Below are 22,221 nucleotides of genomic sequence, written 5' to 3'. Positions count from 1 at the left end.
ATGCTGGTGGATTATGGGCAGGCAATCAAGCCCCTGAATGTCGTAGCCCGGGAAGGCAGTTGCCATTTGTGCCAAGGCTGCTTCGTCATTGGCATCCCGGTAGGTGGGAACGATCACCATGCCGTTGAAAATCAGGAAGTTGGCGTATGTGGCTGGCAATCGGTGACCATCCTCGTCGTATTTTGCCGAGGGCCATGGCATGGGCACCAGTTGGTAGGGTTGTCCGCTGGCGCAGGTCAGGGCTTGCAGCTCTTCGGCCATCTGTTGCAGTTGAGCATAGTGACTGTCGGATTCATCATCGCAGGCTTGATAAACAATGACGTTGTTCGGGCAGAGCCGGGCGAGGGTGTCGATATGGCAATCGGTGTCGTCACCTTCCATGGCACCGTGGTGCAGCCAGTTGATTTTGCGGACGCCGAGATCAGCGCATAGTTGTTGCTCAATCTCCTCACGGCTCAGAGAGGGATTACGATTGGGGTTCAGCAAACAGGCAGCTGTGGTGAGCAACGTGCCCTCACCATCGCTTTCGATGGAACCGCCCTCTAATACCAGGGTTTTTGGTTGCAGGGTTGCACCGGGGAAAGCTCCCTGGCGAAACAATTCCCCGGTAATGCGGTTGTCCTGCTGAAAGGCGTATTTCTCACCCCAGCCATTGAACTGGTAATCCAGCAAACAGAGGGTATCGCCTTCTGCAACGGTAATTGGGCCGTGATCCCTGGCCCAGGTGTCATCAGACACTACCGGGTAGAGGTGCAGTTTTTCCTCAGGCACGCCCAGGGCGGCAAGCCGCTGCTGTATGGGCTCAATTTCATTTGCCGGGGCACCAATAATCACATGGCCCCTGGTCGTCAGTAGCTGAACCAGTCGCTCGTAAACGGGAATGACTTCCGGCAGCAAGGGCTGCCAGTCAGTATCTTTGTGGGGCCAGGTAAGCTGGATGGCATCCTGTGGTTCCCACTCCGCGGGCAAGCGAATTTTCGGTGCGGTCATCTCTGGTCTTTATCTCCGTGAAAACGCCGGCAATCTACCATATTCGCCGTCTTTGTGGTGGTTCGTTTTACCCGTCCTTTTCCTGTGGGTGGGCTATGCTTAGTTTTGCGGTCAAGAGTGATTATGGGTGCCTGGCGACTCGTTTTGATAAAAATTTGACCCTCTTATCCAGTCGGTGTCGTCCTACTTATTGACGAGCTTAGTTCATTCCCAAGTGTCATTGTTGGCAGCCATATGCAGGCAGATACTTGGTCGTATGGGAAATCCTAACTTTCAAATTATTTAGTTTCCCAGATAAGAAATGGTGTGGGGACTTAAATAATCGCGCCTAAGCATAAAAAGCATTTGAGAAAGATAAGAGAAACAGGAGCTCTAGAGATGAAATTGCGTAATCATAGACCGAACTATAAGCAGTTCGCATACTCAACGCTGGCTGCGGCGCTGTTCAGTGCTGTAGCAGTTGGCGCTCAGGCTGCATCATTCAGTCCGGTAACGGATGCCGACATTCTTAATGACCAGGCGACCACCAATGATGTGGTGAGCTACGGCCTTGGCCCCAAAGCCCAGCGCTATAGTCCGCTGAAAAAACTCGACAAAACTAACGTTAAAGAATTGCGTCCCGCCTGGGCATTTTCCCTCGGTGGCGAGAAGCAGCGCGGTCAGGAATCACAGCCTCTGGTGAAAGACGGCGTGATGTACATTACCGGTTCCTATTCCCGTTTGTTTGCCATTGACAGTGTCACTGGTGAGGAGCTGTGGCAGTACGATGCGCGTCTTCCCGACAACATCATGCCCTGCTGTGACGTGATTAACCGTGGTGCTGCTCTGTATGACAACCTGGTGATTTTCGGCACCCTGGACGCCAAGCTGGTGGCCTTGGACCGTAAAACTGGCAAGGTTGTGTGGAAAGAGAAAATTGCCGACTACAAAGCCGGTTATTCTTTCACCTCCGCACCTCAGATCATTAAAGGCATGGTGGTTACCGGTGTTTCCGGTGGCGAATTCGGTATCATCGGTAAGGTTGATGCCCGCAACGCGAAAACTGGTGAGCTGGTCTGGACCCGCCCGGTTATCGAAGGCCACATGGGCTACCTGAACGGCAAGGAAAACGGCATTACCGGTGGTGAAGCCGGTAAAACCTGGCCTGGCGATCTCTGGAAGCAGGGCGGTGGTGCAACCTGGAACGGTGGTACTTATGATCCGGAAACCAACCTGATTTATGTGGGTACTGGTAACCCGGCACCGTGGAACTCCCACACCCGTCCAGGCAACAACCTCTACACGTCTTCCCGCGTCGCGATTGATGCCGATACCGGTAAAATCGCCTGGCACTTCCAGACCACGCCCCACGATGGCTGGGACTACGATGGCGTCAACGAGCTGATTCCTTTCGACTACAAGGATGGCGGAAAAACTGTGAAGGCTGCGGCTACCGCTGACCGCAACGGTTATTTCTACGTGCTGAATCGCACCAATGGCGACTTCATCCGCGGTATTCCCTTCGTGAAAAACATCAACTGGGCCAGCGGCCTGGATGACAAAGGCGCGCCAATCTGGATGCCTGAAAATCGTCCCGGTAACCCGGCTGAAAGCGAAGATGGCAAAAAAGGTAAGTCTGTATTTGCCATTCCGTCTTTCCTCGGTGGTAAAAACTGGATGCCGATGGCCTTCAGCAAAGACACCGGCCTGTTCTATGTGCCCTCCAACGAGTGGGGTATGGATATCTGGAACGAGCCCATTTCCTACAAGAAAGGTGCCGCTTACCTGGGTGCCGGCTTCACTATCAAGCCCATTTTTGAAGATCACATTGGTTCTCTGAAAGCCATTGATCCAAAAACCGGTGAGATCAAGTGGGAATTCAAAAACAACGCGCCTCTTTGGGGTGGTGTGCTGACCACTGCCGGTGGTCTGGTGTTCACCGGTACGCCTGAGGGTTACCTGTATGGCCTCGACGCCAACTCCGGTAAGGTGCTGTACAAGTTCCAGACTGGTTCCGGCATCGTTGGCTCCCCGATCACCTGGGAACAGGACGGTGAGCAGTATGTAGCCGTTATCTCCGGTTGGGGTGGTGCTGTACCTCTGTGGGGTGGTGATGTGGCCAAACGCGTCAACTACCTGAACCAGGGCGGCACTGTTTGGGCCTTTAAACTGCCTAAATCCTGATTCTCCGTAGCAGTAGTGGCAAAGGCCCGGTGTACTTTGTGCATCGGGCCGATGTCTGCCTGACGGCTTAAGAAGCCGAATCATTACCACCTGAATTCCGATAATAAATACGCACGCTGGTTGCTGCGATGGTAAGGATTGAACGGATGTTCGCGAAAAATGGGTTGGCACACACACTATGGCTGACCGGGCTGTTGATCTTCGCCCTTCTGTCAGCGTTTACAGTACATGCGGCACCCGACGAGGAAAGCCAGGAATTGCGTGCCAATTGGCAGGCGACAGAAAGCTGGCGAGACTTATTTCCCACCGCCAGTGAACTGGGTGAAAAAGACACCGCACTGGGTATCTGGCCGGTGTTCCGCGGTGCGGCATTACTCGGCTATCTCTTCGAATCCAATGATTTTGTGGCGATTCCCGGTTTTTCCGGTGAGGTTGTCAATGTGCTCGTGGGTATCGATACCCAGGGCATTTTCAAAGGGGTCAAGTTGCTCAAGCACCATGAACCCATCTTTCTCCACGGCCTCGGCGAACCGCCTCTGCTGGAATTTTTGCAGCAGTACAAAGGGCTTTCTGTGGCCGACAATATCAAGGTCGGTAAACAGCGGGCGGGGGCCAATGTTTATATCGATGGCATTACCAAGGCGACCGCCTCTGTGGTTGCCGTTAACGAAACAGTTTTGCTGTCCGCGCTGAAGGTGGCCCGTGAAACCCTGGAAGGTTTCGAGCCGAGGGCGATTGCCACCGTCAAAACCGGGGAATTTCATCCCCTGAGTTGGGACGAGATGTTGCAGCGCGGCTATATCCAGCATGTACGTATTGCTCACGATGAGGTGGCCGCCGCATTTGCTGGCACCGCCGTCGAAAACCTCAACGACGTCGCTGATGAAAATGGCGATGGCATCTTTATCGAATTTTATTACTGCTACCTGAACGTGCCCGATATTGGCAAGAACCTGCTCGGGGAAACCGACTACGCGCGGTTGCTTAGGGAGCTGGGGCCGGGCAATCACGCGGTAGCAGTGATGGCCGACGGTGATTACAGCTTTGTCGGCGAGGACTTTGTGCCCGGTTCTGTGCCGGATCGTCTCGCGGTTCACCAGCAGGAACTGCCCATCGAAATTCGCGATATGAATTTCTATGACTATGACGAAGTCAACTCTCCCTATATGGGCAACTTCGACACCAGCAAAATTTTCCGCATCAAATCCCAGTCGGACTTTGATCCCGGCGCACCGTGGGAGCTGTCACTGGTTGTCAGCCGTTCCCGGGGCATGTTATTTGAAACGTTGAGTGCTTCATTTCCCTCCAACTACCAGTTGCCAGCCACATTCTTTGTCTACAACGAGAATGTCGACGATGAGCTGAAGCGTGATGCGCCCTGGGTGATTATCTGGAAGGGGCGTTTCTGGGAGGTGGTAGTGTTGTCTCTGAGCCTGGTGTTGTTGACGGCTATTATGGTCTTCCAGCACCGACTCAGCCGTTACCCGAAACTCTTTCACCGCCTGCGTTGGGGCTTTCTCTGGTTTACCCTGATTTTCATCGGGTGGTACGCCCAGGGGCAGCTGTCGGTGGTGAATATTTTCACCATATTCCAGGCGATGATTTCCGGCTTCCGCTGGTCAGATTATCTGATCGATCCGATGCTGTTCATTCTCTGGATCTATGTCTTTATTTCTCTCTTCATCATTGGCCGTGGTCTGTTTTGCGGCTGGCTCTGCCCGTTCGGTGTGTTGCAGGAAATGGCCAGCTGTATCGCCAAAAAACTCAATATACGCCAGTGGAAAATTTCCTACCGCGTACATACCCGTTTGTGGTTGGTGAAATATGTGGTGCTGATACTTCTGGTGGGTATCTCCTTCTACTCGTTGACGGCGGCGGAAATACTGTCAGAAGTGGAGCCGTTCAAAACAGCGATTACCCTGGTGTTCGTTCGTTCCTGGCCGTTCGTTCTTTACGCCGTGGGTTTGCTGGTGCTGAGCCTATTTGTGCACAAGGCCTACTGCCGCTACCTGTGTCCCCTGGGTGCTGGGCTGGCAATACTGGGGTGGTTCCATCGCTTTGAATGGCTGACCCGACGCAGTGAGTGCGGCAGTCCCTGTCAGCTCTGTAAACACAAATGTGAAATTGCTGCGATCACCCCGCAGGGCAAGGTGGATTACAACGAATGTATACAGTGCCTGGAGTGCATTGTTTATTACAACAATGATGATTTGTGTCCCCCGTTGATCAACCAAAAAAAACGTGGCCAGTCAACCGAGAATATTGTTCAGGTTATTGATTTAAAACAATAAAACCGAGTTCTCCAGGGCGCCCGAAAAGCCTCGAAAAATTAGCTGTTAAGGCGTTGCTTCAGGCCTCCTACTAAAGACCTGCTTTCTCGACCCCAAAGTAGAATATTAAGTTTTCCACCCGAGTCTATTATTGGTCACTAAGGGCGATTCTGAAAAAGCGATTTAGCAACACAGGCACTGATAAAGCCCGCAGATAATAACCGGCACAATTTGTTCCATTCTGGAACGCCGCTGATAAACACAGATTAAACGAACATGGTTAGGAGTGAGTCATGATTTATGCGCAACCGGGAACCGAAGGTGCTGCAGTCTCTTTTAAGTCTCGTTACGAGAACTATATTGGGGGTGAGTGGGTAGCGCCCAAAGAAGGCAAATATTTTGAAAATGCCTCGCCAGTCACGGGTAAGGTATTTTGTGAAGTCGCACGCTCCTCAGCTGCGGACATTGAAACGGCACTGGATGCCGCTCACGCAGCAAAAGACGCCTGGGGAAAATCCTCTGTTACTGTGCGCTCCAATCTTCTGCTGAAAATCGCTGACCGTATCGAGCAGAACCTGGACAAACTGGCTGTGGCTGAAACCTGGGATAATGGCAAGAGCGTGCGTGAAACGCTGAACGCCGACATTCCCCTGGTGGTGGATCATTTCCGCTACTTTGCGGCCTGTATCCGTGCGCAGGAAGGTACTGCTGCTGAGTTGGATGAGCATACTGCGGCGTACCATTTCCACGAGCCGCTGGGTGTAGTTGGCCAGATCATTCCCTGGAATTTCCCGCTGTTGATGGCAGCCTGGAAACTGGCACCTGCACTGGCAGCTGGTAACTGCGTAGTGATGAAGCCCGCAGAGCAAACCCCTGCTTCTATTCTGGTACTGATGGAAACCATTGGTGACCTGCTGCCACCCGGCGTGGTCAACGTGGTCAACGGTTTCGGTGCCGAAGCCGGTGCCGCATTGGCGACCAATACCCGCATTGCCAAGATCGCTTTCACCGGTTCTACCCCGGTCGGTGCCAAGATCATGGAATATGCGGCGAAAAACATTATTCCTTCCACAGTCGAGCTGGGCGGCAAATCCCCCAACATCTATTTTGAAGACGTACTGCAGCAGGAAGAGAGCTTTATCAGCAAGTGCGTTGAAGGTCTGTTGCTGGGCTTCTTCAACCAGGGTGAAGTCTGTACCTGCCCGTCACGTGTTCTGGTGCAAGAGAGCATTTACGAAGAGTTTATCGAGCGTGTGCTAGCCCGTGCCGGACAGATTATCCAGGGCAACCCGTTGGATACCGATACCATGGTTGGTGCCCAGGCATCCCAGGAGCAATTGGATAAGGTCCTCTCCTATATGGATGTCGCCAAGTCAGAAAATGCAGAGTTCCTGATGGGCGGCAAACGCAACATGCTCGGTGGTGACCTTGCAGGCGGCTATTACGTTCAGCCCACGCTGTTGAAAGGTGACAACACCATGCGTGTGTTCCAGGAAGAAATTTTTGGACCCACCCTCGGTATCACTACCTTTAAAGACGAAGCGGAAGCACTGGCCATTGCCAATGACACCGAGTTTGGTCTGGGAGCAGGTGTCTGGACCCGCGACATCAATCGCGCTTACCGCATGGGGCGTGGTATTCAGGCGGGCCGTGTGTGGACCAACTGTTATCACATGTATCCCGCACACGCTGCTTTCGGCGGTTACAAGAAGTCCGGTGTGGGTCGCGAGAACCACAAGATGATGCTGGATCACTACCAGCAAACCAAGAATTTGTTAGTGAGTTACGATATTAATCCCCTAGGTTTTTTCTAAGCTGTTGATTTTCTTCCACCTCTTGGTGCTTAAATCCTCTCGCGAGGGTTTAAGCACTTTTTATTTGTGAACTGTATCGGGTGGATGCTGCCTATGCTTCAAGGGGACTGATGAATTAGACTGGGGGTGATAACTATTAGAGCATCTGTGGAGTAAATCCATGACGAATGCCGACGTCATTCGCAGGCACTATTCGTTGAGCCATGACCCGGAGGTGGTGGCCGACGAGCTGTATGAAGGCCTCTATCAGGAGCAGACCGAGTGTGTAATTTTCTTCTGTTCTGTGGAATACGATCTGCCGGCTCTGGCTGAGGCGTTAAAGAGACGTTTTGGCGACACCATGTTGATTGGCTGTACCACCGCCGGAGAAATTACGCCCCTGGGTACCTGCAAGGGCAGCATTACCGGGTTCAGTCTCCCCAAAGCCCACTTTGCCGTGGAAGCGGCGCTGATCGAAAATCTGCACCATTTTTCCTTTTCAGACACCAGCGCCCTGTTACAGCAGGTGATGCTCAACTTTAATCAAAAGGCATTGCTTCCTGTGCAGGGGCACAGCTTTGCTTTTTCGCTACTCGATGGTCTTTCCATCCGGGAAGAGTTGGTACTCAAGAGCCTCAATGATTCCCTGGGGGATATTCCACTAGTGGGAGGCTCTGCCGGGGATGATCTGTTTTTCAAGGATACCCAGGTGTTCTGCGGTGACCGTTTCTACCGCAATGCGGCCGTGATTATTCTGGTCAACACCGATTGCCCCTTTGAGGTGTACTCCACCCATCACCTCACGCCGGAAGACAATAAACTGGTGGTGACCGCAGCCGATGCGGAGGAGAGAGTCGTACTTGAGCTCAACGCCGAACCTGCTGCCCTGGAATACTCCCAGGTGGTGGGTGTGCCGATTGAAGATTTGAGTATCAACACCTTCGCCCTAAACCCCATCGGGGTGAAATTGCACGATCAGTTCCATGTTCGTTCCCTGCAGAAGGTGAACGACGACCTCAGCCTGTCATTTTTCTGTGCTATTGATGAGGGGGTAGTGCTGTCTACCTGTCAGCGGGGAAATATTGTCGAACACCTGAAGCAAACTCTGGAAGAGCTGAAAAAAAAGGTCGGACAGCCGCAGCTGGTGATTGCCTGCGAATGTATTTTTCGCCAGCTTGAAATTGATCAGCTGGATATTCGCGATGATATTTCCGCTCTCCTCAAGGATTACAACGTGATCGGTTTTGATGCTTACGGCGAGCAATATAACGGCCGGCATGTGAATCAGACCTTTTCCGGTGTGGCGATAGGTATGCCCAATGGCTAACCGTTCCGGAAAAATGCAAATACAGGCCCAGCAGCCTCCTGTGTCTGTGAGAGCCGGTAGCGATGATCCGCCGAGTATGGAATCGCTGCTGCGCGAAAATGAAAAATTAAAGAAAATTAACCGGGTTTTGATTGAGCGAATTGAGCGGGGCCTGGCAAATGACAACGGCGCCTATGCCAGCTTTGAAAGTGCCGTGGTGCTGTCTGAAAAGGTCAAAGAACGCACCCAGCAGTTACAACAGGCGTTGAAAGATCTGGAGCGGGTCAATCAGGATCTGTTCCATGCGAAGAATGAGGCCGAGCAGAAACACCAGCTGCTGATCGATGCTATTGAAAGTATCTCCGATGCCTTTGTGCTGTTCGATCAACAGCGGATTTTCGTGCTGGCCAATACCGCGTTTTATCAGCTCTGGGAAAACGCAGGGCTAGCAGGTATTGATGGCATGTCTATGCCGGAAATGCAGAAGAAAATCTTCAAGTCAGGCATTATCGATTACTCCACCTCGCAATCAGAAAAACTCACCAGTCGCAGTGAGATTTCCACCTTGGGTATTTTCCGTCTCACGGATGGTCGCTGGATGCAGGCCACCGAGCGGCCGTCCCGCGAGGGTGGCCTGGTGATGATTTTCACCGATATCACGGCCATTAAACGCAGTGAAGAAGCCAAGCGGGAAAGAGCGCTGGCAGAAAAATCAAAAATTCTCCAGTCAACCCTGGACCACCTGTCGCAGGGTGTGGCGCTGTTCAACAGCGAACACCAATTGGAAGCCTGGAATGAGCAGTTTATATCTCTGGCAGGCATATCCCCTGACTTGGCAGAGCAGGGCGTCTCATTGCAAACGCTGTTGGCTCTGGGGCGTGTGGACCCAAGAACCGTACAACGGCTCGCCTTGAGGCAGGTGGATATCCGTCTCGAACAGGCGCTGGATAACGGCACCATTATGGAAATCGAAAGCCACAATACCGGTACCGGGGCGATCGTAGTGACCTATACGGATATCACCGAACAGCGCCAGTATGAAGAGGCACTGCGGGCCAGTGAGCATCGCATTCGCCTGGTGACCGATGCCATGCCGGCGCTGATTTCCTATATCGACAGGGACCTCAATTACAACTTTACCAACCGTGCCTTTGAGGAATGGTTCAAGCAATCCCGGGATGAGATTGATCAGAAATCCATGGCGCAATTGCTGGGCCCGGAAGAGTTTGCACGCCACAGGGAATACCTGGAGCGAACCTTGGGCGGCCAGCGCGTGGTGTTTGAAATTGAGCAGCAATTGCCTGGTGGCAGTAAATACGTTCTGAAAACCTATGTGCCCAATTTTGACAGCAATGGTCAGGTGGCCGGTTTCTTTGCCCTGGAGCAGGACGTCACCCAGCAACGACTGACCTCCGAGGCACTCAATCAGGCGTATCGACACATGGAAAAGCGGGTGCTTGAACGCACCAAGGAATTGACCGAGCTGAACCAGCAGTTGCGCCTGGAGGTGACGGAGCGTCAAGAGGCTGAAACCCGGCTGTTTGAGGCCAAGCGTGAGGCGGAAATTGCCAATATTGCCAAGACTAAATTCCTGGCGGCCGTCAGCCATGATCTGCTGCAGCCCATGAGTGCCGCTAAATTATTTGCCAGTGCCCTACAGGAATACCAGTTGCCAGACGGCGCCAGCAAGTTATTGGAATCTCTGAATTACTCCATGGCAGATGTGGAGAGCCTGGTCAGCACCCTGATTGATATTTCCAAGCTGGATGCCGGTGTGGTCACGCCAGACCTGGCACCCTTTGACTGTGGTGTGATGCTGGAGAATCTGGCCAATGAATTCCACCAGCAGGCGGAGAGAAGTCAGCTTAATTTCCGTTTTGTGCCTTCGTCAGTGACCATTCTCACCGACCGTCAGCTGCTGGCGCGGATATTGAGAAACTTCCTTTCTAATGCCATCCGCTACACCGACAGCGGCGATATCCTGCTGGGTTGTCGGCGTCGCCCCGAGGGGTTGCTGATGCAGGTCTGGGATTCCGGTATTGGCATTCCCGCAGAGCAGCTGGAAGAAATTTTTCTGGAGTTCAAGCGGCTGCCTTCCAACAAACGTCGAAGCACTAATGGCCTTGGGTTGGGGCTGGCGATTGTCGATAAGATTTCTCGCATTCTCGGGCACCCGGTAGATGTCCATTCCGAGCCTGGGCGGGGGTCCGTGTTCTCTATTCTGGTGCCCTATGGCGAACGTCAGGTTCCAACGCCTGCCAGGGTATCCACTCACCCGGAAGAGCAGGGCAGTGCCCTCCAGGGTAAGCGCATTCTTGTTATCGATAACGATGTCAGTATTTGCCAGGGTATGGAAGTGCTGTTGCAGGGGTGGGGGTGTGAGGTAATGACGGCCACCGGTCTCGATGATATAGATGTGGAAGCGTTGCGCGAGGCTATGCCTGACCTGTTTATTGCCGACTATCACTTAGATGATGGCGCAACGGGTATTGATGCGGTGGAGGCCCTGCACCAGCAGTTAGGGCAGGCGGTTCCCACGCTGATGATTACCGCGAACTACTCACAGGAATTGAAACAGAAGGTCAGGAAGTCCGGGTACCATCTGCTGAACAAACCCATCAAGCTTCACAAGTTAAAAGTGATGTTGCAGCACCTGTTTCAGGGCGCTCCCAAAAAATCCATTTAGTTCGGAAGTTATTTCGAGGCTCAGTGCTGGCGATGCAGGTATTGATCAAAGTTGATCTTGCTGGCACAGAGAACGGCCTGCATGCGGTTGTGCACATTCAGCTTGCTGAGAATAGCTGACACATGGGTTTTTACCGTGGTTTCAGCAATATTCAGCTCATAGGCAATCTGCTTGTTGGATTCACCTTTGGACAGTCTTTCCAGCACTAGCAGTTGGCGTCGGGTCAGGGAAGAAATTTGCTTGGTGTCAAATGCCTGGGGTTCTTCCGGTGCAGGCCGTGAAGTGGCTTTGGTATTGCGAACAATGTCGGATGGCAGATAAACCTGTCCGGCCATGATCTTTTTAATGGCATCGCCAATGTTTTCACCACTGGCAACTTTGCTGATAAACCCCACCGCGCCATAGGTAACAGAGCGCAGCACGACATCCCGGTTGTCTTCTGCCGAAATGATCGCCACGGGAATATCGGGCGCTTCATTGCGTAGGTGAATGAGCCCATTGAGGTCTGTCATTCCCGGCATGTTCAGGTCGAGCAGGATCAGGTCCAGCTGATCGTTTTGTTCGACAATTTTCAGCGCCGCATCAAAATCTTCAGCTTCGTGGGTTATCGCATCGGGAAATGAATGTTGAATGACGCTGATGATGGCTTCCCGGTAGAGGGGGTGATCATCTGCTACAAGTATTTCATACATTTTTATGCCCGCCTAAAGTGGCCTGTTTGCCCATAAGTCTAGCATGTGGGCATGGTATCGACAGCATGCCCACAAGCACAGATAAATGGTCTCCGACTGAGAGCAATAGGGCAATGGTTTGTTTGACCTACTTTAGTCTAGCGATCTCCATCGAAAGTATGGAACGAAATGCCTAACGGACTCATACCTAAGTCAGATATCCCGCAAAAGGTGAATCTATTATCTTTGCTATCAGAGTCTCCTATAGTTAATTTGAGCCTGTATAAAAAGGCCAGAATCATTTTTGAGGGTACGAGTTATGAGTTACAAATCATTTGCCCTGGCCGTCGGGGCCTGGGGCTTGCTGATGTCTGCAAGCAGTTCTGTCTTTGCCCACGGTGATGTGACCCCGCAGGCTGTTGATGCCAGTGGCCTGGAGCCTCTGGGAGAGGAGTGGCGAGAGGAAAATCCATATTCCGGCAATGATCTTGCCATCGAGATTGGCGCTTCTGGCTATAACCAGAACTGTGCTCGTTGTCATGGCCTTGAAGCCATTTCCGGTGGCATCGCCCCGGATCTGCGCAAGTTGGAGCCCGGTATCGATGGCGACGAGTGGTTTACCTACAGGGTACGCCACGGTGCCACCCGCAATGGTATTCCCTATATGCCGTCCTTTGAGGGAGTCCTCAGTCAGGAAGCGCTCTGGGCCATCCGTGCCTGGTTGGAAACCCAATACGATCCTGACTTGTAAGGGGTGGCTATGAAGTCCCTGTTAGCGGTTTTTCTTCTGCTATTTGCGGTAGTTTCTGTTGAGGCGAGATCACTGGAGGATATCCAGGAAACTGGTTTTCTACGTATCGCCGTGTACCGGGACTTTCCGCCCTATTCCTATCTGGAAAAAGGCTCGCCAGCGGGGATCGACGTTGAAGTCGGCAAAAAGATTGCTGAGCAGTTGGGTGTGCAGCCAGCCTGGTTTTGGCTGACCGCGGATGAAACCCTGGATGATGACCTGCGCAATGCCGTGTGGAAGGGTCATTACATGGGTGGTGGCGTTGCAGATATCATGCTGCGCGTTCCCTACGACATCAATTACGATAATGACAAGGTCAGTATTGTTGCCCCCTATCACAAAGAGCGATGGACGGTAGCGCGGAACACGGAAAAACTGGCTGAGCTGGTCAACCTGGCACCATTTATGTACCACAAGGTTGGCGTTGAAGTAGACAGTGTTCCAGACCTGACCCTCACCACAGCACTGCGCGGCCGCCTGGTCGAGCAGGTGACGCACTTTTTATCCATCGATGAGGCGGTGAGCGCCTTGAAAAAGGGCGAGATTGATGCGGTTGCCGGTATGCGCAGTCAGGTGGAATGGTCTGTAAAGGCTTCGGGTGACGACTTAGATAGGCAGATGGATAGCCAGAAGTTTGCTATCTCCGATGAAAGCATCGTTAGCTGGCCCCGCCGCGCCTGGGATATCGGCATTGCTGTTAAAGCTACCTTTCCGGAGCTGACCAACAAAGTGGATGACGCGGTGATGGCCATGATCGATGGTGGACAGATGGCGCCGCTTTTCAATGAGTATCAGGTCAGTTACGAATTGCCGGCCAAGCCTGCGCCCTGATACTCAATCTCAGTCACTTTATTCATCTCTTCCTGATCAAAGCGCCATTAGAGCGCTTTGATAGACTCCTCTTCATGTCTTTTAACCACCTGTAGCTGGTTCTCGCTGTCTTCGATACTGCTGTAATCACGCAGCGAGCCGGGATCGTTCGGATCGCCAATCCATCGAGGCATTGGCCGGTAATGATCAGAAATCAGGCTGGCACTGTGATCGAGTTCGTCAAAGCTCAGCCCCACCATTTCTGCAAAGGTGTTGATGAAGTAGGCGTTGGAGTAGGGGCGGTTTTCAGCTGCCCGCCATGATGCCATATCCCGCTGTTGTCTGAACTCCGGGGAGGCCCAGACAATAAAAGGAACAGTGTACATAGCCGAGGAAGGATCACCTTCATTGCGGCCGGTAAACAGTTCGTCCGGGTTATCGTAGACCTCTTCGCCGTGATCGGAAAAATACACCAGCAGGCTGTTGCCACCTTTCTGGCGGGTATCGTCGATCAGCGTCGAGACCACCTTGTCGTTAAAGAGAATGGCGTCGTCATAACTGTTGTACTCATCCATCAGTTCCGGGGTAATCCATTCGGGGACATCTTCCCGGCCGCTGAATACCGCTTCTTCCTGCGGGTAGCGGTAGTGGTATGCGCGGTGGGTGCCGAGCAAATGCACAATGATTAACTTCTTCGCGGCAGACGTGTTGAGTGCTTCGGTAAAGGGCTCCAGCACTGCGCTGTCATACTGGCTGGCATTCTGTTCCCGGTTGTTGTTCAGGTATACCTGGTGATCTGCCAGCTGGGAAAAGGTGGTGAGCATGGTGTTGCGGCGGGTTTGAGTCTGCTGGTTGGTGATCCAGGTGATGTCGTAGCCCGCCTGTTTCATCATATTGATAAGTGTCGGTTGGGTAAAAAAGCGTTCCGGGTGCTTTGAGTCGGCAAATGAAAGAATTTGCTGAAGCGCTTCAATGGTATAGGGACGGGGGGTGACAATATCCTGGTACACCAGCAAATCACCGGCATTGCGTAGGGCGTCGAGACGTGGTGTGGTCTGGCGCTCATAGCCATATAGACTCATACGCTGGCGGTTGGTGGATTCACCAATAACCAGTACCACTGTTTCCGGCAACACTTTGTCACTATCAGTGGCTAGGTGCTGCAGTGGTTTCACCTCCCGGTTCTGGGCCAGCAGTTCTTCCATACCAGCCATCTGTTCTCGGTATTTGGTGTAACCCACAACCAGGTTCCAGGGGGCGGATGGTTCGACCCTGGCCAGCTGATGCTCCAGGGCGTTGTGTACTGTTTTGCCGGGATCAAACAGCACGGTGCCAATAAACGGCCAGAAAGCGATCAGGGTGAACACTATTGCGTAGGTCATACGTGCACGGCGGCTCATCTGAAGGGGTTGGGTCTGTCGCCACATCCAAACGGGAATGGCGCTAAAGCCGATCAGCAAGAGGGTGAACCACCATTTCCAGTAGGAAAGAATGAACTCGCTGCCTTCAGCGACATTGGACTCAAAAGCAATAAAGATGGCGCTCTGGGAAAACTCCTGCCCGTAAATGACAAAGTAAAATAACGAGACCAGGGCTGCCGGCCAGATGATGAGCCCCGCCAGTGCCAGCCATATGCGGCTATAGCGGGGCACCAGAAACATCGGTATCAGCCAGGCAAAGCTGGCTAAAAACACGTCACGTAAACCGGGGAATCCGGACATGCCGGTTGCATAGATCGGGAGTTGGTAGCTGAGAGAAAATAAGGCTACAAACAGGTAAGCCCAGAGTATGGGATGTTTGGTCGCAACGTGTCGCATGGCTGAATCCAAAGGTCTGTCAGATTTGCAGCCCACTATACGAACGCACTCTTAACACAATCTTAAGTAAAGAGGCTTGATAGGCGTGATTGTCCTTGACCGCATGTGGGGGCATCCCTATAATTCACGGCCCTTGAAGCAGCCAATTGGAGGCTTCGGGCGAAACTAGGAGTTATGACCTGGTGGGTGCAGGAGACTTGCTCAGTCTCCACGGCTGAAAAGCCATGCAGTTTGATGCGGGGTGGAGCAGCCTGGTAGCTCGTCGGGCTCATAACCCGAAGGTCGTAGGTTCAAATCCTGCCCCCGCTACCAATTATGGGTGTCAGCGAATGTTGCTGATACCGGGCGCCAGCTTTAGGCGCTGTCAAAAGGCCCCTTCTTAGGGGCCTTTTGTTAGGTACCAAAAAAGCAGTATGAAGTGGGCCGTGTGCCCATTTTTTGATTGTGAAATCATGAGGTTGCCGTGGCGACAAAAGAGGAAACGCTCAAAGCAATGATCGCCCCGGTGGTGGAAGCCCTGGGCTGTGAGTTTTGGGGGTTGGAATACTTGTCGTCAGGGCGCTCGGCACTGCTGCGTATTTACATTGATCGGGCTGAGGAAGGCGTGACGGTTGAGGACTGTGAAAAAGTCAGTCGCCAGGTCAGCAGTCTAATGGATGTTGAAGATCCCATCAGTGGAGAATATACCCTGGAGGTTTCATCCCCGGGTCTGGAGCGGCCCCTTTACAATTTGGAGCAGTTCCAAAGGTATGTCGGTGAAGAGGTGGCACTTAAGCTGCGCTTCCCCTACGAAGGCAGGCGAAAATTCAAGGGTCGCCTGAATGGTGTTGAGGGAGAGTATATTCTGTTGGTCGTCGATGATCACGAGTACCTGTTTCCTGTGGATAGCGTTGAAAAGGCAAATGTCGTACCCCGATTTTGAGGGCGATTGTGAGGCTGACTGAATGAACAAAGAAATTTTGATGGTAGTGGAAGCCGTTTCCAATGAGAAAGGTGTTTCCCGGGACGTGATTTTTGAGGCCATCGAACAGGCCCTGGCCACGGCGACCAAAAAGCGCTATGACGAAGATGCAAACATCCGTGTCGTCATCGACCGCGATACCGGCGATTACGAATCTTTCCGTTGGTGGGAAGTGATGGATGACGACACCCTCGCGGAATTAGGCACCCAGTTCACCTTGGAAGAGGCTCACGAAAAAGACCCGGCACTCAAAGCTGGTGACGTTTTTGAAGAGCAGGTGGAGAACATCGGTTTTGGTCGCATCGCTGCCCAAACGGCCAAGCAGGTCATCGTGCAGAAAGTTCGCGATGCCGAGCGTGCTCTGGTGGTGGAGCAATACCGCGACCAGGTGGGTAGCCTGATTAGCGGCACTGTCAAAAAAGTGACCCGTGAAAACATTATTGTGGATCTTGGCAACAATGCCGAGGCAGTGATGCCCCGCGAAGAACTGGTTGGCCGCGAAGTCTTTCGTATCAACGACAGGGTTCGCGCCATTCTCAAGGAAATCAATTCCGAGAGTCGTGGTCCGCAGCTTTATCTGAGCCGTAAGTGCAAGGAAATGCTGATTGAACTGTTCAGCATCGAAGTGCCGGAAGTGGCCGAGCAGGTGATTGAGATTCGTGGGGCAGCTCGTGACCCCGGTTCCCGTGCCAAGATTGCGGTGAAGACCAATGATGGCCGCATCGATCCCGTGGGAGCCTGTGTGGGTATGCGCGGTGCGCGTGTTCAGGCGGTATCCAATGAGCTCGACGGCGAGCGAATCGATATTGTGCTGTGGGACGACAACCCGGCACAGCTGGTGATTAACGCTATGGCCCCGGCAGAAGTCGAGTCCATTATTGTGGACGAGGAAACCCGCTCCATGGATGTAGCCGTGGCAGAAGAATCCTTGGCCATGGCCATTGGCCGCAATGGACAGAATGTCCGTCTTGCATCCGAGCTGACTGGTTGGAAAATCAACGTGATGACCACCGACGAAGCGGAAAGCAAGCAACAGGAAGAATCCAGTTCACTGGTATCTACCTTCATGAAGCGTCTCGATGTGGATGAAGACGTGGGTATGGTGCTTGTGGAAGAAGGCTTTACTTCCGTAGAAGAAGTGGCCTATGTCCCGTTGGAAGAGCTGGCGGGCATCGAAGGTTTTGATGAGGACGTTGCCGAAGAGCTTCGTGCCCGCGCCAAAGATGCACTGCTGACTATGGCGCTGGCCTCTGAGGAAGAGGTTTCGGAGCCGGCAGAAGACCTGCTTTCCATGGAAGGGATGGATGATGAATTGGCTCACACACTGGCTGCCCGGGGTGTGGTGACCATGGAAGATCTGGCTGAGCAGGGAGTAGAAGACCTGCTGGATATTGCTGATATCGATGAGGCACGCGCCGCTGAACTGATTATGACAGCACGGGCACCCTGGTTCGCCGATGAGGGCGACCACTAAACGATACGGCGGAAAATCGAGGAACACTGATGGCTGAAGTCACTGTAAGCGAACTTGCCAAGGTTGTCGGAGCATCCGTCGACCGCCTGCTGAGTCAAATGCAGGAGGCAGGTTTGCCCCACAACTCTCCTGACGCACCTGTCAGCGATGAGGAAAAACAGAAGTTGCTGGCATACCTGAAAGGGTTGCACGGCGAGCAAACCCGCGAACCGAAAAAAATCACGTTAAAGCGTAAGACCGTAAGTACCCTGAAAACCGGTGCGGGACGCAAGACCGTGAATGTAGAAGTGCGCAAAAAACGCACCTACGTGAAACGTGATATGGAAGAGGTTGCAGAAGAAAAATCCGAAACAGATGCAGGGCAGGAAGCACCGGCGGCTGTAGAGGCCCCTGTCAGCCGCGTTGTTGATGATGTGGAACTGCAGCGTCAGGCTGCTATCGAAGCCCGTCGCAAGGCAGAGGAAGAAGCGCGCCAGAAGGCTGAGGAAGAAGCTGCACGCAAACAGCAGGAAGCAGCTGCTGTGGAAGAAAAGCAGGAAGGGAAGTCGAAGCCTGAGGCCGTTGAGCCCGCGGTAGAACCTGTGGTTACTGACGCCCACAAGCACGTTAAAAAGCACGTCAGAGAAGGTGACGAAGCCGACGATTCTGAGGAGGCGCCCAAAAAGGCCAAGAAGCGGGGCGCTATCAAGGACCCGAAACGCAAGAAAGAAGATATCCTGAAGGCTGTGGTGGACGAGTCTGACGACACCGCCGACCAGAAAAAACCACGCCTGCGCTCTGCGACACCGGTTCCTATCAGGGTTGAGAACAAGCACAAATTCAAGAAGCCCACAGACAAAATCATCCACGAAGTAGAGGTGCCAGAAGAAATATCGGTGGGTGAACTGGCGCAGCGCATGAATGTGAAAGCCGCTGTTGTCGTAAAAGAATTGATGAAGATGGGCACCATGGCCACGATCAATCAGGCGATTGATCAGGATACCGCTATTCTGGTGGTTGAAGAGCTGGGTCACACCCCGGTAGCAGTCTCTGAGGAAGAGGCTGAGCTGAAGATGATCAGGGCCCTGCAGGCGGAAGTAGAAGAAAATCTTGAGCCTCGCCCACCTGTGGTAACGGTCATGGGACACGTCGACCATGGTAAGACCTCATTGCTGGACCACATCCGTGAAAGCCGAGTGGCCTCTGGGGAAGCGGGGGGGATTACCCAGCACATCGGTGCCTACCACGTAGATACTCCCAAGGGTACCGTGACATTCCTCGACACCCCTGGCCACGCCGCTTTTACGGCCATGCGTGCCCGTGGTGCCAAGAGCACCGACGTAGTCATCCTGGTAGTGGCCGCCGATGATGGTGTGATGCCACAAACCGAGGAAGCCATTCAGCATTCCCGGGCTGCCGGTGTGCCTATTGTGGTGGCGATTAACAAGATTGATAAGGAAGCCGCTGATCCTGATCGGGTCATCAATGAGCTGGCTACTAAAGATGTGATCCCTGAAGAGTGGGGCGGTGACGTACAGTTTGTGAAAGTCTCTGCCCACACCGGTGAGGGCATTGACGACTTGCTGGATGCGGTATTGCTGCAGGCAGAACTGCTGGAATTGACCGCCCAGAGAAGCGGCCCGGGTAAAGGTGTGATCGTTGAGTCTCGCCTTGAAAAAGGCCGCGGCGCGGTGGCAACGGCGCTGGTTCAGGCGGGAACCCTGCGCAAGGGTGATCTGGTGTTGGCTGGTGAGAGTGTTGGCAGAATTCGTGCGATGTCTGATGAAGCTGGCCGCCCTGCTACGGAAGCCGGACCATCTATCCCGGTGGAAATTCTCGGTCTGGATGTGCCTCCCGCCGCCGGTGAGGAATTCCTGGTGGTTGAAGATGAGCGCAAGGCCCGCGAACTGGCGCAAATGCGCCAGGAAAAAGCGCGCCAGGAAAAAGTGACACGTCAGCAGGCATCGAAACTGGAAAACATGTTTGCCACCTTCGAAGCGCAAGAAAAAGGTGTCATGCAGGTGCTGGTGAAGACCGATGTGCGTGGTTCCCTGGAGGCGATTCTCTCAGCGTTGGCCGATATCGGCACTGACGAAGTGGAAGTCAATGTGGTCGGTTCAGGTGTTGGTGGAATCAATGAATCCGACATTAACCTGGCGATTACAACAGGCGCCGCCGTGATTGGCTTTAACGTGCGTGCTGATAACGCTGCCCGTCAGCTGGCGGAAGAAGAAGATGTTGACCTTCGTTACTACAGTGTTATCTACAACCTGCTCGATGATGTGAAGCAGGCGTTGAGTGGTCTGTTGGCTCCGGAGAAACGGGAAGAGATTGTCGGTATTGCAGAAGTGCGCGATGTATTCCGTTCGCCCAAGTTTGGCTCCGTGGCTGGCTGTATGGTGATCGAGGGCACTGTCTATCGCAACAAGCCAATCCGTGTGTTGCGGGATAACGTGGTCATTTATGAAGGTGAACTCGAGTCTCTACGCCGCTTTAAAGACGATGTGAACGAAGTACGTAACGGCATGGAGTGTGGTATCGGTGTTAAAGATTACAACGATATCAAGAATGGCGACCAGATTGAGGTCTATGACATCAAGGAAGTGGCGCGCCAACTTTAACGGTTGCCGTAGTCGCTAACCGGTAACTTCAGGTCGACTGATTTTATGCCCAGAGAATTTACCCGTAATGACAGGGTTGCCGATGCGCTTCAACGGGAGTTGGCACAGCTGATTCGCGATGAAATGCGCGACCCGAGGTTGGGGATGGTCAACATCACTGCCGTCGAGGTCAGTCGTGACCTGTCCAGTGCCAAAGTGTTTGTGAATCTGGTGGGTGCCGAGTCAGCACAAGAGAGCGAGGCAGCCGCCGAGTTGCTCAACGGTGCAGCCGGTTTCTTGCGTTCCCAAATCGCCAAGCGTATGCAGTTGCGGGTGACCCCGCGATTGCGTTTTATCTATGACCTCAGCGGTAAACGCGGCCAGGAATTATCGGCACTGATTGAGTACGCCGTGAACAGCGATAAACAACGACACCGCGACCCGGATTCTTCCGGGGAGGAATAACCATTGGGTCGTCGTAAGGGCAGGCCGGTTAACGGCATTTTGCTGTTGGATAAGCCGTTGGGACTATCATCCAATAGTGCGCTGCAAAAAGTCCGTCGCCTGTTTGGTGCGGCAAAAGCAGGACACACGGGGAGTCTTGACCCCCTGGCCACCGGGGTATTGCCTGTGTGTCTGGGTGAAGCCACAAAGTTTACCCAGTTTCTGCTGGATGCAGATAAGTGTTATCGGGCAACGTTCCGGTTTGGCATTGCCACTGCCAGTGGTGACGCAGATGGTGCTGTGGTGAGTGAGGATGGCGCACCTGATTTGACAGAAGAACAGCTGTTGGCCGTGCTACCCGAATTTCGGGGCGACATCGAACAGGTGCCGTCCATGTATTCAGCGCTGAAGCATAATGGGCAACCGCTTTACAAGCTGGCCCGCGAGGGCGTTGAGATTGAACGCAAGGCGAGGCCGGTAACTATTTTCTCGCTAGACCTCAAGTCGTTCAGGGAAGGTGAGTTTCCCGAAGCGGACGTAGAGATTCACTGCAGTAAGGGCACCTATGTGCGCACACTGGCAGAAGATATTGGGCGGCGGCTTGGCTGTGGAGCCTACGTTTCCAGCTTACATCGCTCGGCAGCCGGTCCTTTTGATGAATCCCAGGCCATCAGTCTGCCGGACCTTGAGGCTTTGCGCGAGAGTGAGGGTGAACAGGCCCTGGATACACGGTTGCTCACCATGGACGCTGGCATTAGGCACTTGACGGCGATCGGGCTGTCAGAAGATGCAGCCTTTTACTTCCGTCAGGGGCAAGCGGTAATGGTGCCGCAGGTCTATCAACAGACCGAAGAAGGCGATATAGTGCGCGTCTTTGAAAACAGGGACGAAAATGGGGGCATATCCCCGGGTGATACCAGTGCCCTGTTTCTGGGGGTGGCGGAGGTCACCGACGACGGGCGAGTGGCGCCCAAACGACTGGTCGTATTTTAGTTATTGAGCCCTTTGGGGACGACAACGGTGGAATTTGCTCATTGAGAGCAATTGTTGGGCGGGGAGCAGTGATTGACACCCGCCTTTATTACTAGGGTACCTGTAAATATGCACGGGCACCCCGAATCGAAACCCGCATATTGGAGAAAAAACCATGTTAACTGCAGCTGAAAAAGAAGCCATTGTTAAAGAACACGCCCAGGCTGAGGGCGATACCGGTTCGCCGGAAGTACAAGTGGCGCTACTGACTGCCAATATCAACAAACTGCAAGGTCACTTCGGTGATCATAAAAAGGATCACCACTCTCGTCGTGGTTTGATCCGCATGGTAAACCAGCGTCGTAAACTGCTGGACTACCTCAAAAGTAAGGACGCAAACCGCTACACTCAGCTGATTGGAAAGCTTGGACTGCGTCGTTAATAGAATTGCTGACGGCTCCTACGGGAGCCGTTCATGCGTAAGGAATAGGTGAA

16 protein-coding genes and 1 tRNA gene are annotated in these 22,221 nt (G+C 53.2%); 14 read left to right on the top strand and 3 right to left on the bottom strand.

Annotation, left to right across the window (positions count from 1 at the left end; all coding sequences use genetic code 11):
* Positions 1–990, bottom strand: a 990-nt coding sequence (locus ACYZYZ_RS05765) for an agmatine deiminase family protein (RefSeq protein ID WP_461483582.1), incomplete at its 3' end; no start/stop codon positions are given.
* 378 nt (positions 991–1,368) lie between these two features.
* Between ACYZYZ_RS05765 and ACYZYZ_RS05760 the strand changes: the two genes are divergently transcribed.
* The 5 genes from ACYZYZ_RS05760 to ACYZYZ_RS05740 all read left to right on the top strand — a co-directional run bounded on the left by ACYZYZ_RS05760 (position 1,369) and on the right by ACYZYZ_RS05740 (position 11,208).
* Complete coding sequence (locus tag ACYZYZ_RS05760; RefSeq protein WP_461483581.1) at positions 1,369–3,153, top strand: PQQ-dependent methanol/ethanol family dehydrogenase; 1,785 nt, start codon at positions 1,369–1,371, stop codon at positions 3,151–3,153.
* Positions 3,154–3,299: 146 nt separating this feature from the next.
* Positions 3,300–5,444, top strand: a complete 2,145-nt coding sequence (locus ACYZYZ_RS05755) for a 4Fe-4S binding protein (protein ID WP_461483580.1) — start codon at positions 3,300–3,302, stop codon at positions 5,442–5,444.
* A 272-nt stretch (positions 5,445–5,716) separates the two neighbouring features.
* Entirely contained in the window at positions 5,717–7,237 is a 1,521-nt protein-coding gene (gene exaC, locus ACYZYZ_RS05750) for an acetaldehyde dehydrogenase ExaC (RefSeq protein WP_461483579.1), read from the top strand.
* Positions 7,238–7,397: 160 nt separating this feature from the next.
* The gene (nosP, locus tag ACYZYZ_RS05745) at positions 7,398–8,543 is read left to right on the top strand and encodes a nitric oxide-sensing protein NosP (protein WP_461483578.1); all 1,146 of its coding nucleotides are present in this window, start codon (positions 7,398–7,400) and stop codon (positions 8,541–8,543) included.
* Complete coding sequence (locus tag ACYZYZ_RS05740; protein WP_461483577.1) at positions 8,536–11,208, top strand: NahK/ErcS family hybrid sensor histidine kinase/response regulator; 2,673 nt, start codon at positions 8,536–8,538, stop codon at positions 11,206–11,208. The genes nosP and ACYZYZ_RS05740 overlap by 8 nt, the downstream gene beginning before the upstream one ends.
* Before the next feature lie 20 nt (positions 11,209–11,228).
* Here ACYZYZ_RS05740 and ACYZYZ_RS05735 read toward each other — a convergent pair whose 3' ends face one another.
* The gene (locus ACYZYZ_RS05735; protein WP_461483576.1) at positions 11,229–11,900 is read right to left on the bottom strand and encodes a LuxR C-terminal-related transcriptional regulator; all 672 of its coding nucleotides are present in this window, start codon (positions 11,898–11,900) and stop codon (positions 11,229–11,231) included.
* 298 nt (positions 11,901–12,198) lie between these two features.
* Between ACYZYZ_RS05735 and pedF the strand changes: the two genes are divergently transcribed.
* Together pedF and ACYZYZ_RS05725 are read left to right on the top strand one after the other, a co-directional pair.
* A complete protein-coding gene (gene pedF, locus ACYZYZ_RS05730) occupies positions 12,199–12,630 on the top strand; it encodes a cytochrome c-550 PedF (protein ID WP_461483575.1) in 432 nt (143 codons plus the stop codon).
* A 9-nt stretch (positions 12,631–12,639) separates the two neighbouring features.
* A complete protein-coding gene (locus ACYZYZ_RS05725; RefSeq protein WP_461483574.1) occupies positions 12,640–13,500 on the top strand; it encodes a substrate-binding periplasmic protein in 861 nt (286 codons plus the stop codon).
* A gap of 47 nt (positions 13,501–13,547) precedes the next feature.
* Here ACYZYZ_RS05725 and cptA read toward each other — a convergent pair whose 3' ends face one another.
* Positions 13,548–15,296 (bottom strand): phosphoethanolamine transferase CptA, encoded by a 1,749-nt coding sequence (gene cptA / locus ACYZYZ_RS05720; RefSeq protein WP_461483573.1) that lies wholly within the window; start codon positions 15,294–15,296, stop codon positions 13,548–13,550.
* 235 nt (positions 15,297–15,531) lie between these two features.
* Here cptA and ACYZYZ_RS05715 point away from each other — a divergent pair.
* From ACYZYZ_RS05715 to rpsO, 7 genes are all read left to right on the top strand, one after another.
* Positions 15,532–15,608: transfer RNA gene (locus tag ACYZYZ_RS05715), tRNA-Met, on the top strand.
* Between the two features lie 151 nt (positions 15,609–15,759).
* The gene (gene rimP, locus ACYZYZ_RS05710) at positions 15,760–16,218 is read left to right on the top strand and encodes a ribosome maturation factor RimP (protein WP_461483572.1); all 459 of its coding nucleotides are present in this window, start codon (positions 15,760–15,762) and stop codon (positions 16,216–16,218) included.
* Positions 16,219–16,240: 22 nt separating this feature from the next.
* On the top strand, positions 16,241–17,731 hold the full coding sequence (nusA, locus tag ACYZYZ_RS05705; RefSeq protein WP_305171063.1) for a transcription termination factor NusA: 1,491 nt from the start codon (positions 16,241–16,243) through the stop codon (positions 17,729–17,731).
* Between the two features lie 29 nt (positions 17,732–17,760).
* Entirely contained in the window at positions 17,761–20,331 is a 2,571-nt protein-coding gene (infB, locus tag ACYZYZ_RS05700) for a translation initiation factor IF-2 (protein ID WP_461483571.1), read from the top strand.
* A 45-nt stretch (positions 20,332–20,376) separates the two neighbouring features.
* A complete protein-coding gene (rbfA, locus tag ACYZYZ_RS05695) occupies positions 20,377–20,775 on the top strand; it encodes a 30S ribosome-binding factor RbfA (protein ID WP_305171065.1) in 399 nt (132 codons plus the stop codon).
* Positions 20,776–20,778: 3 nt separating this feature from the next.
* On the top strand, positions 20,779–21,747 hold the full coding sequence (truB, locus tag ACYZYZ_RS05690) for a tRNA pseudouridine(55) synthase TruB (RefSeq protein WP_461483570.1): 969 nt from the start codon (positions 20,779–20,781) through the stop codon (positions 21,745–21,747).
* A 154-nt stretch (positions 21,748–21,901) separates the two neighbouring features.
* Positions 21,902–22,168, top strand: a complete 267-nt coding sequence (gene rpsO / locus ACYZYZ_RS05685; RefSeq protein ID WP_305171067.1) for a 30S ribosomal protein S15 — start codon at positions 21,902–21,904, stop codon at positions 22,166–22,168.
* Positions 22,169–22,221: the final 53 nt, after the last annotated feature.

It is taken from the genome of Porticoccus sp. (assembly GCA_023261185.1).
Classification (GTDB): Bacteria; Pseudomonadota; Gammaproteobacteria; order Pseudomonadales; family Porticoccaceae; genus Porticoccus; species Porticoccus litoralis.
Note: the sequence above shows the minus strand (reverse complement) of the source record. Positions and strands in the feature narration are given on the sequence as shown.

Excerpts from the sequence above, each read along its gene's own strand:
- rbfA (WP_305171065.1), top strand. The coding sequence starts at position 20,377 with ATGCCCAGAGAATTTACCCGTAATGACAGGGTTGCCGATGCGCTTCAA.
- ACYZYZ_RS05725 (WP_461483574.1), top strand. The coding sequence starts at position 12,640 with ATGAAGTCCCTGTTAGCGGTTTTTCTTCTGCTATTTGCGGTAGTTTCT.
- pedF (WP_461483575.1), top strand. The coding sequence starts at position 12,199 with ATGAGTTACAAATCATTTGCCCTGGCCGTCGGGGCCTGGGGCTTGCTG.
- ACYZYZ_RS05740 (WP_461483577.1), top strand. The coding sequence starts at position 8,536 with ATGGCTAACCGTTCCGGAAAAATGCAAATACAGGCCCAGCAGCCTCCT.
- rpsO (WP_305171067.1), top strand. The coding sequence starts at position 21,902 with ATGTTAACTGCAGCTGAAAAAGAAGCCATTGTTAAAGAACACGCCCAG.
- cptA (WP_461483573.1), bottom strand. The coding sequence starts at position 15,296 with ATGCGACACGTTGCGACCAAACATCCCATACTCTGGGCTTACCTGTTT.
- ACYZYZ_RS05735 (WP_461483576.1), bottom strand. The coding sequence starts at position 11,900 with ATGTATGAAATACTTGTAGCAGATGATCACCCCCTCTACCGGGAAGCC.
- nosP (WP_461483578.1), top strand. The coding sequence starts at position 7,398 with ATGACGAATGCCGACGTCATTCGCAGGCACTATTCGTTGAGCCATGAC.
- exaC (WP_461483579.1), top strand. The coding sequence starts at position 5,717 with ATGATTTATGCGCAACCGGGAACCGAAGGTGCTGCAGTCTCTTTTAAG.
- ACYZYZ_RS05755 (WP_461483580.1), top strand. The coding sequence starts at position 3,300 with ATGTTCGCGAAAAATGGGTTGGCACACACACTATGGCTGACCGGGCTG.
- ACYZYZ_RS05760 (WP_461483581.1), top strand. The coding sequence starts at position 1,369 with ATGAAATTGCGTAATCATAGACCGAACTATAAGCAGTTCGCATACTCA.
- infB (WP_461483571.1), top strand. The coding sequence starts at position 17,761 with ATGGCTGAAGTCACTGTAAGCGAACTTGCCAAGGTTGTCGGAGCATCC.
- nusA (WP_305171063.1), top strand. The coding sequence starts at position 16,241 with ATGAACAAAGAAATTTTGATGGTAGTGGAAGCCGTTTCCAATGAGAAA.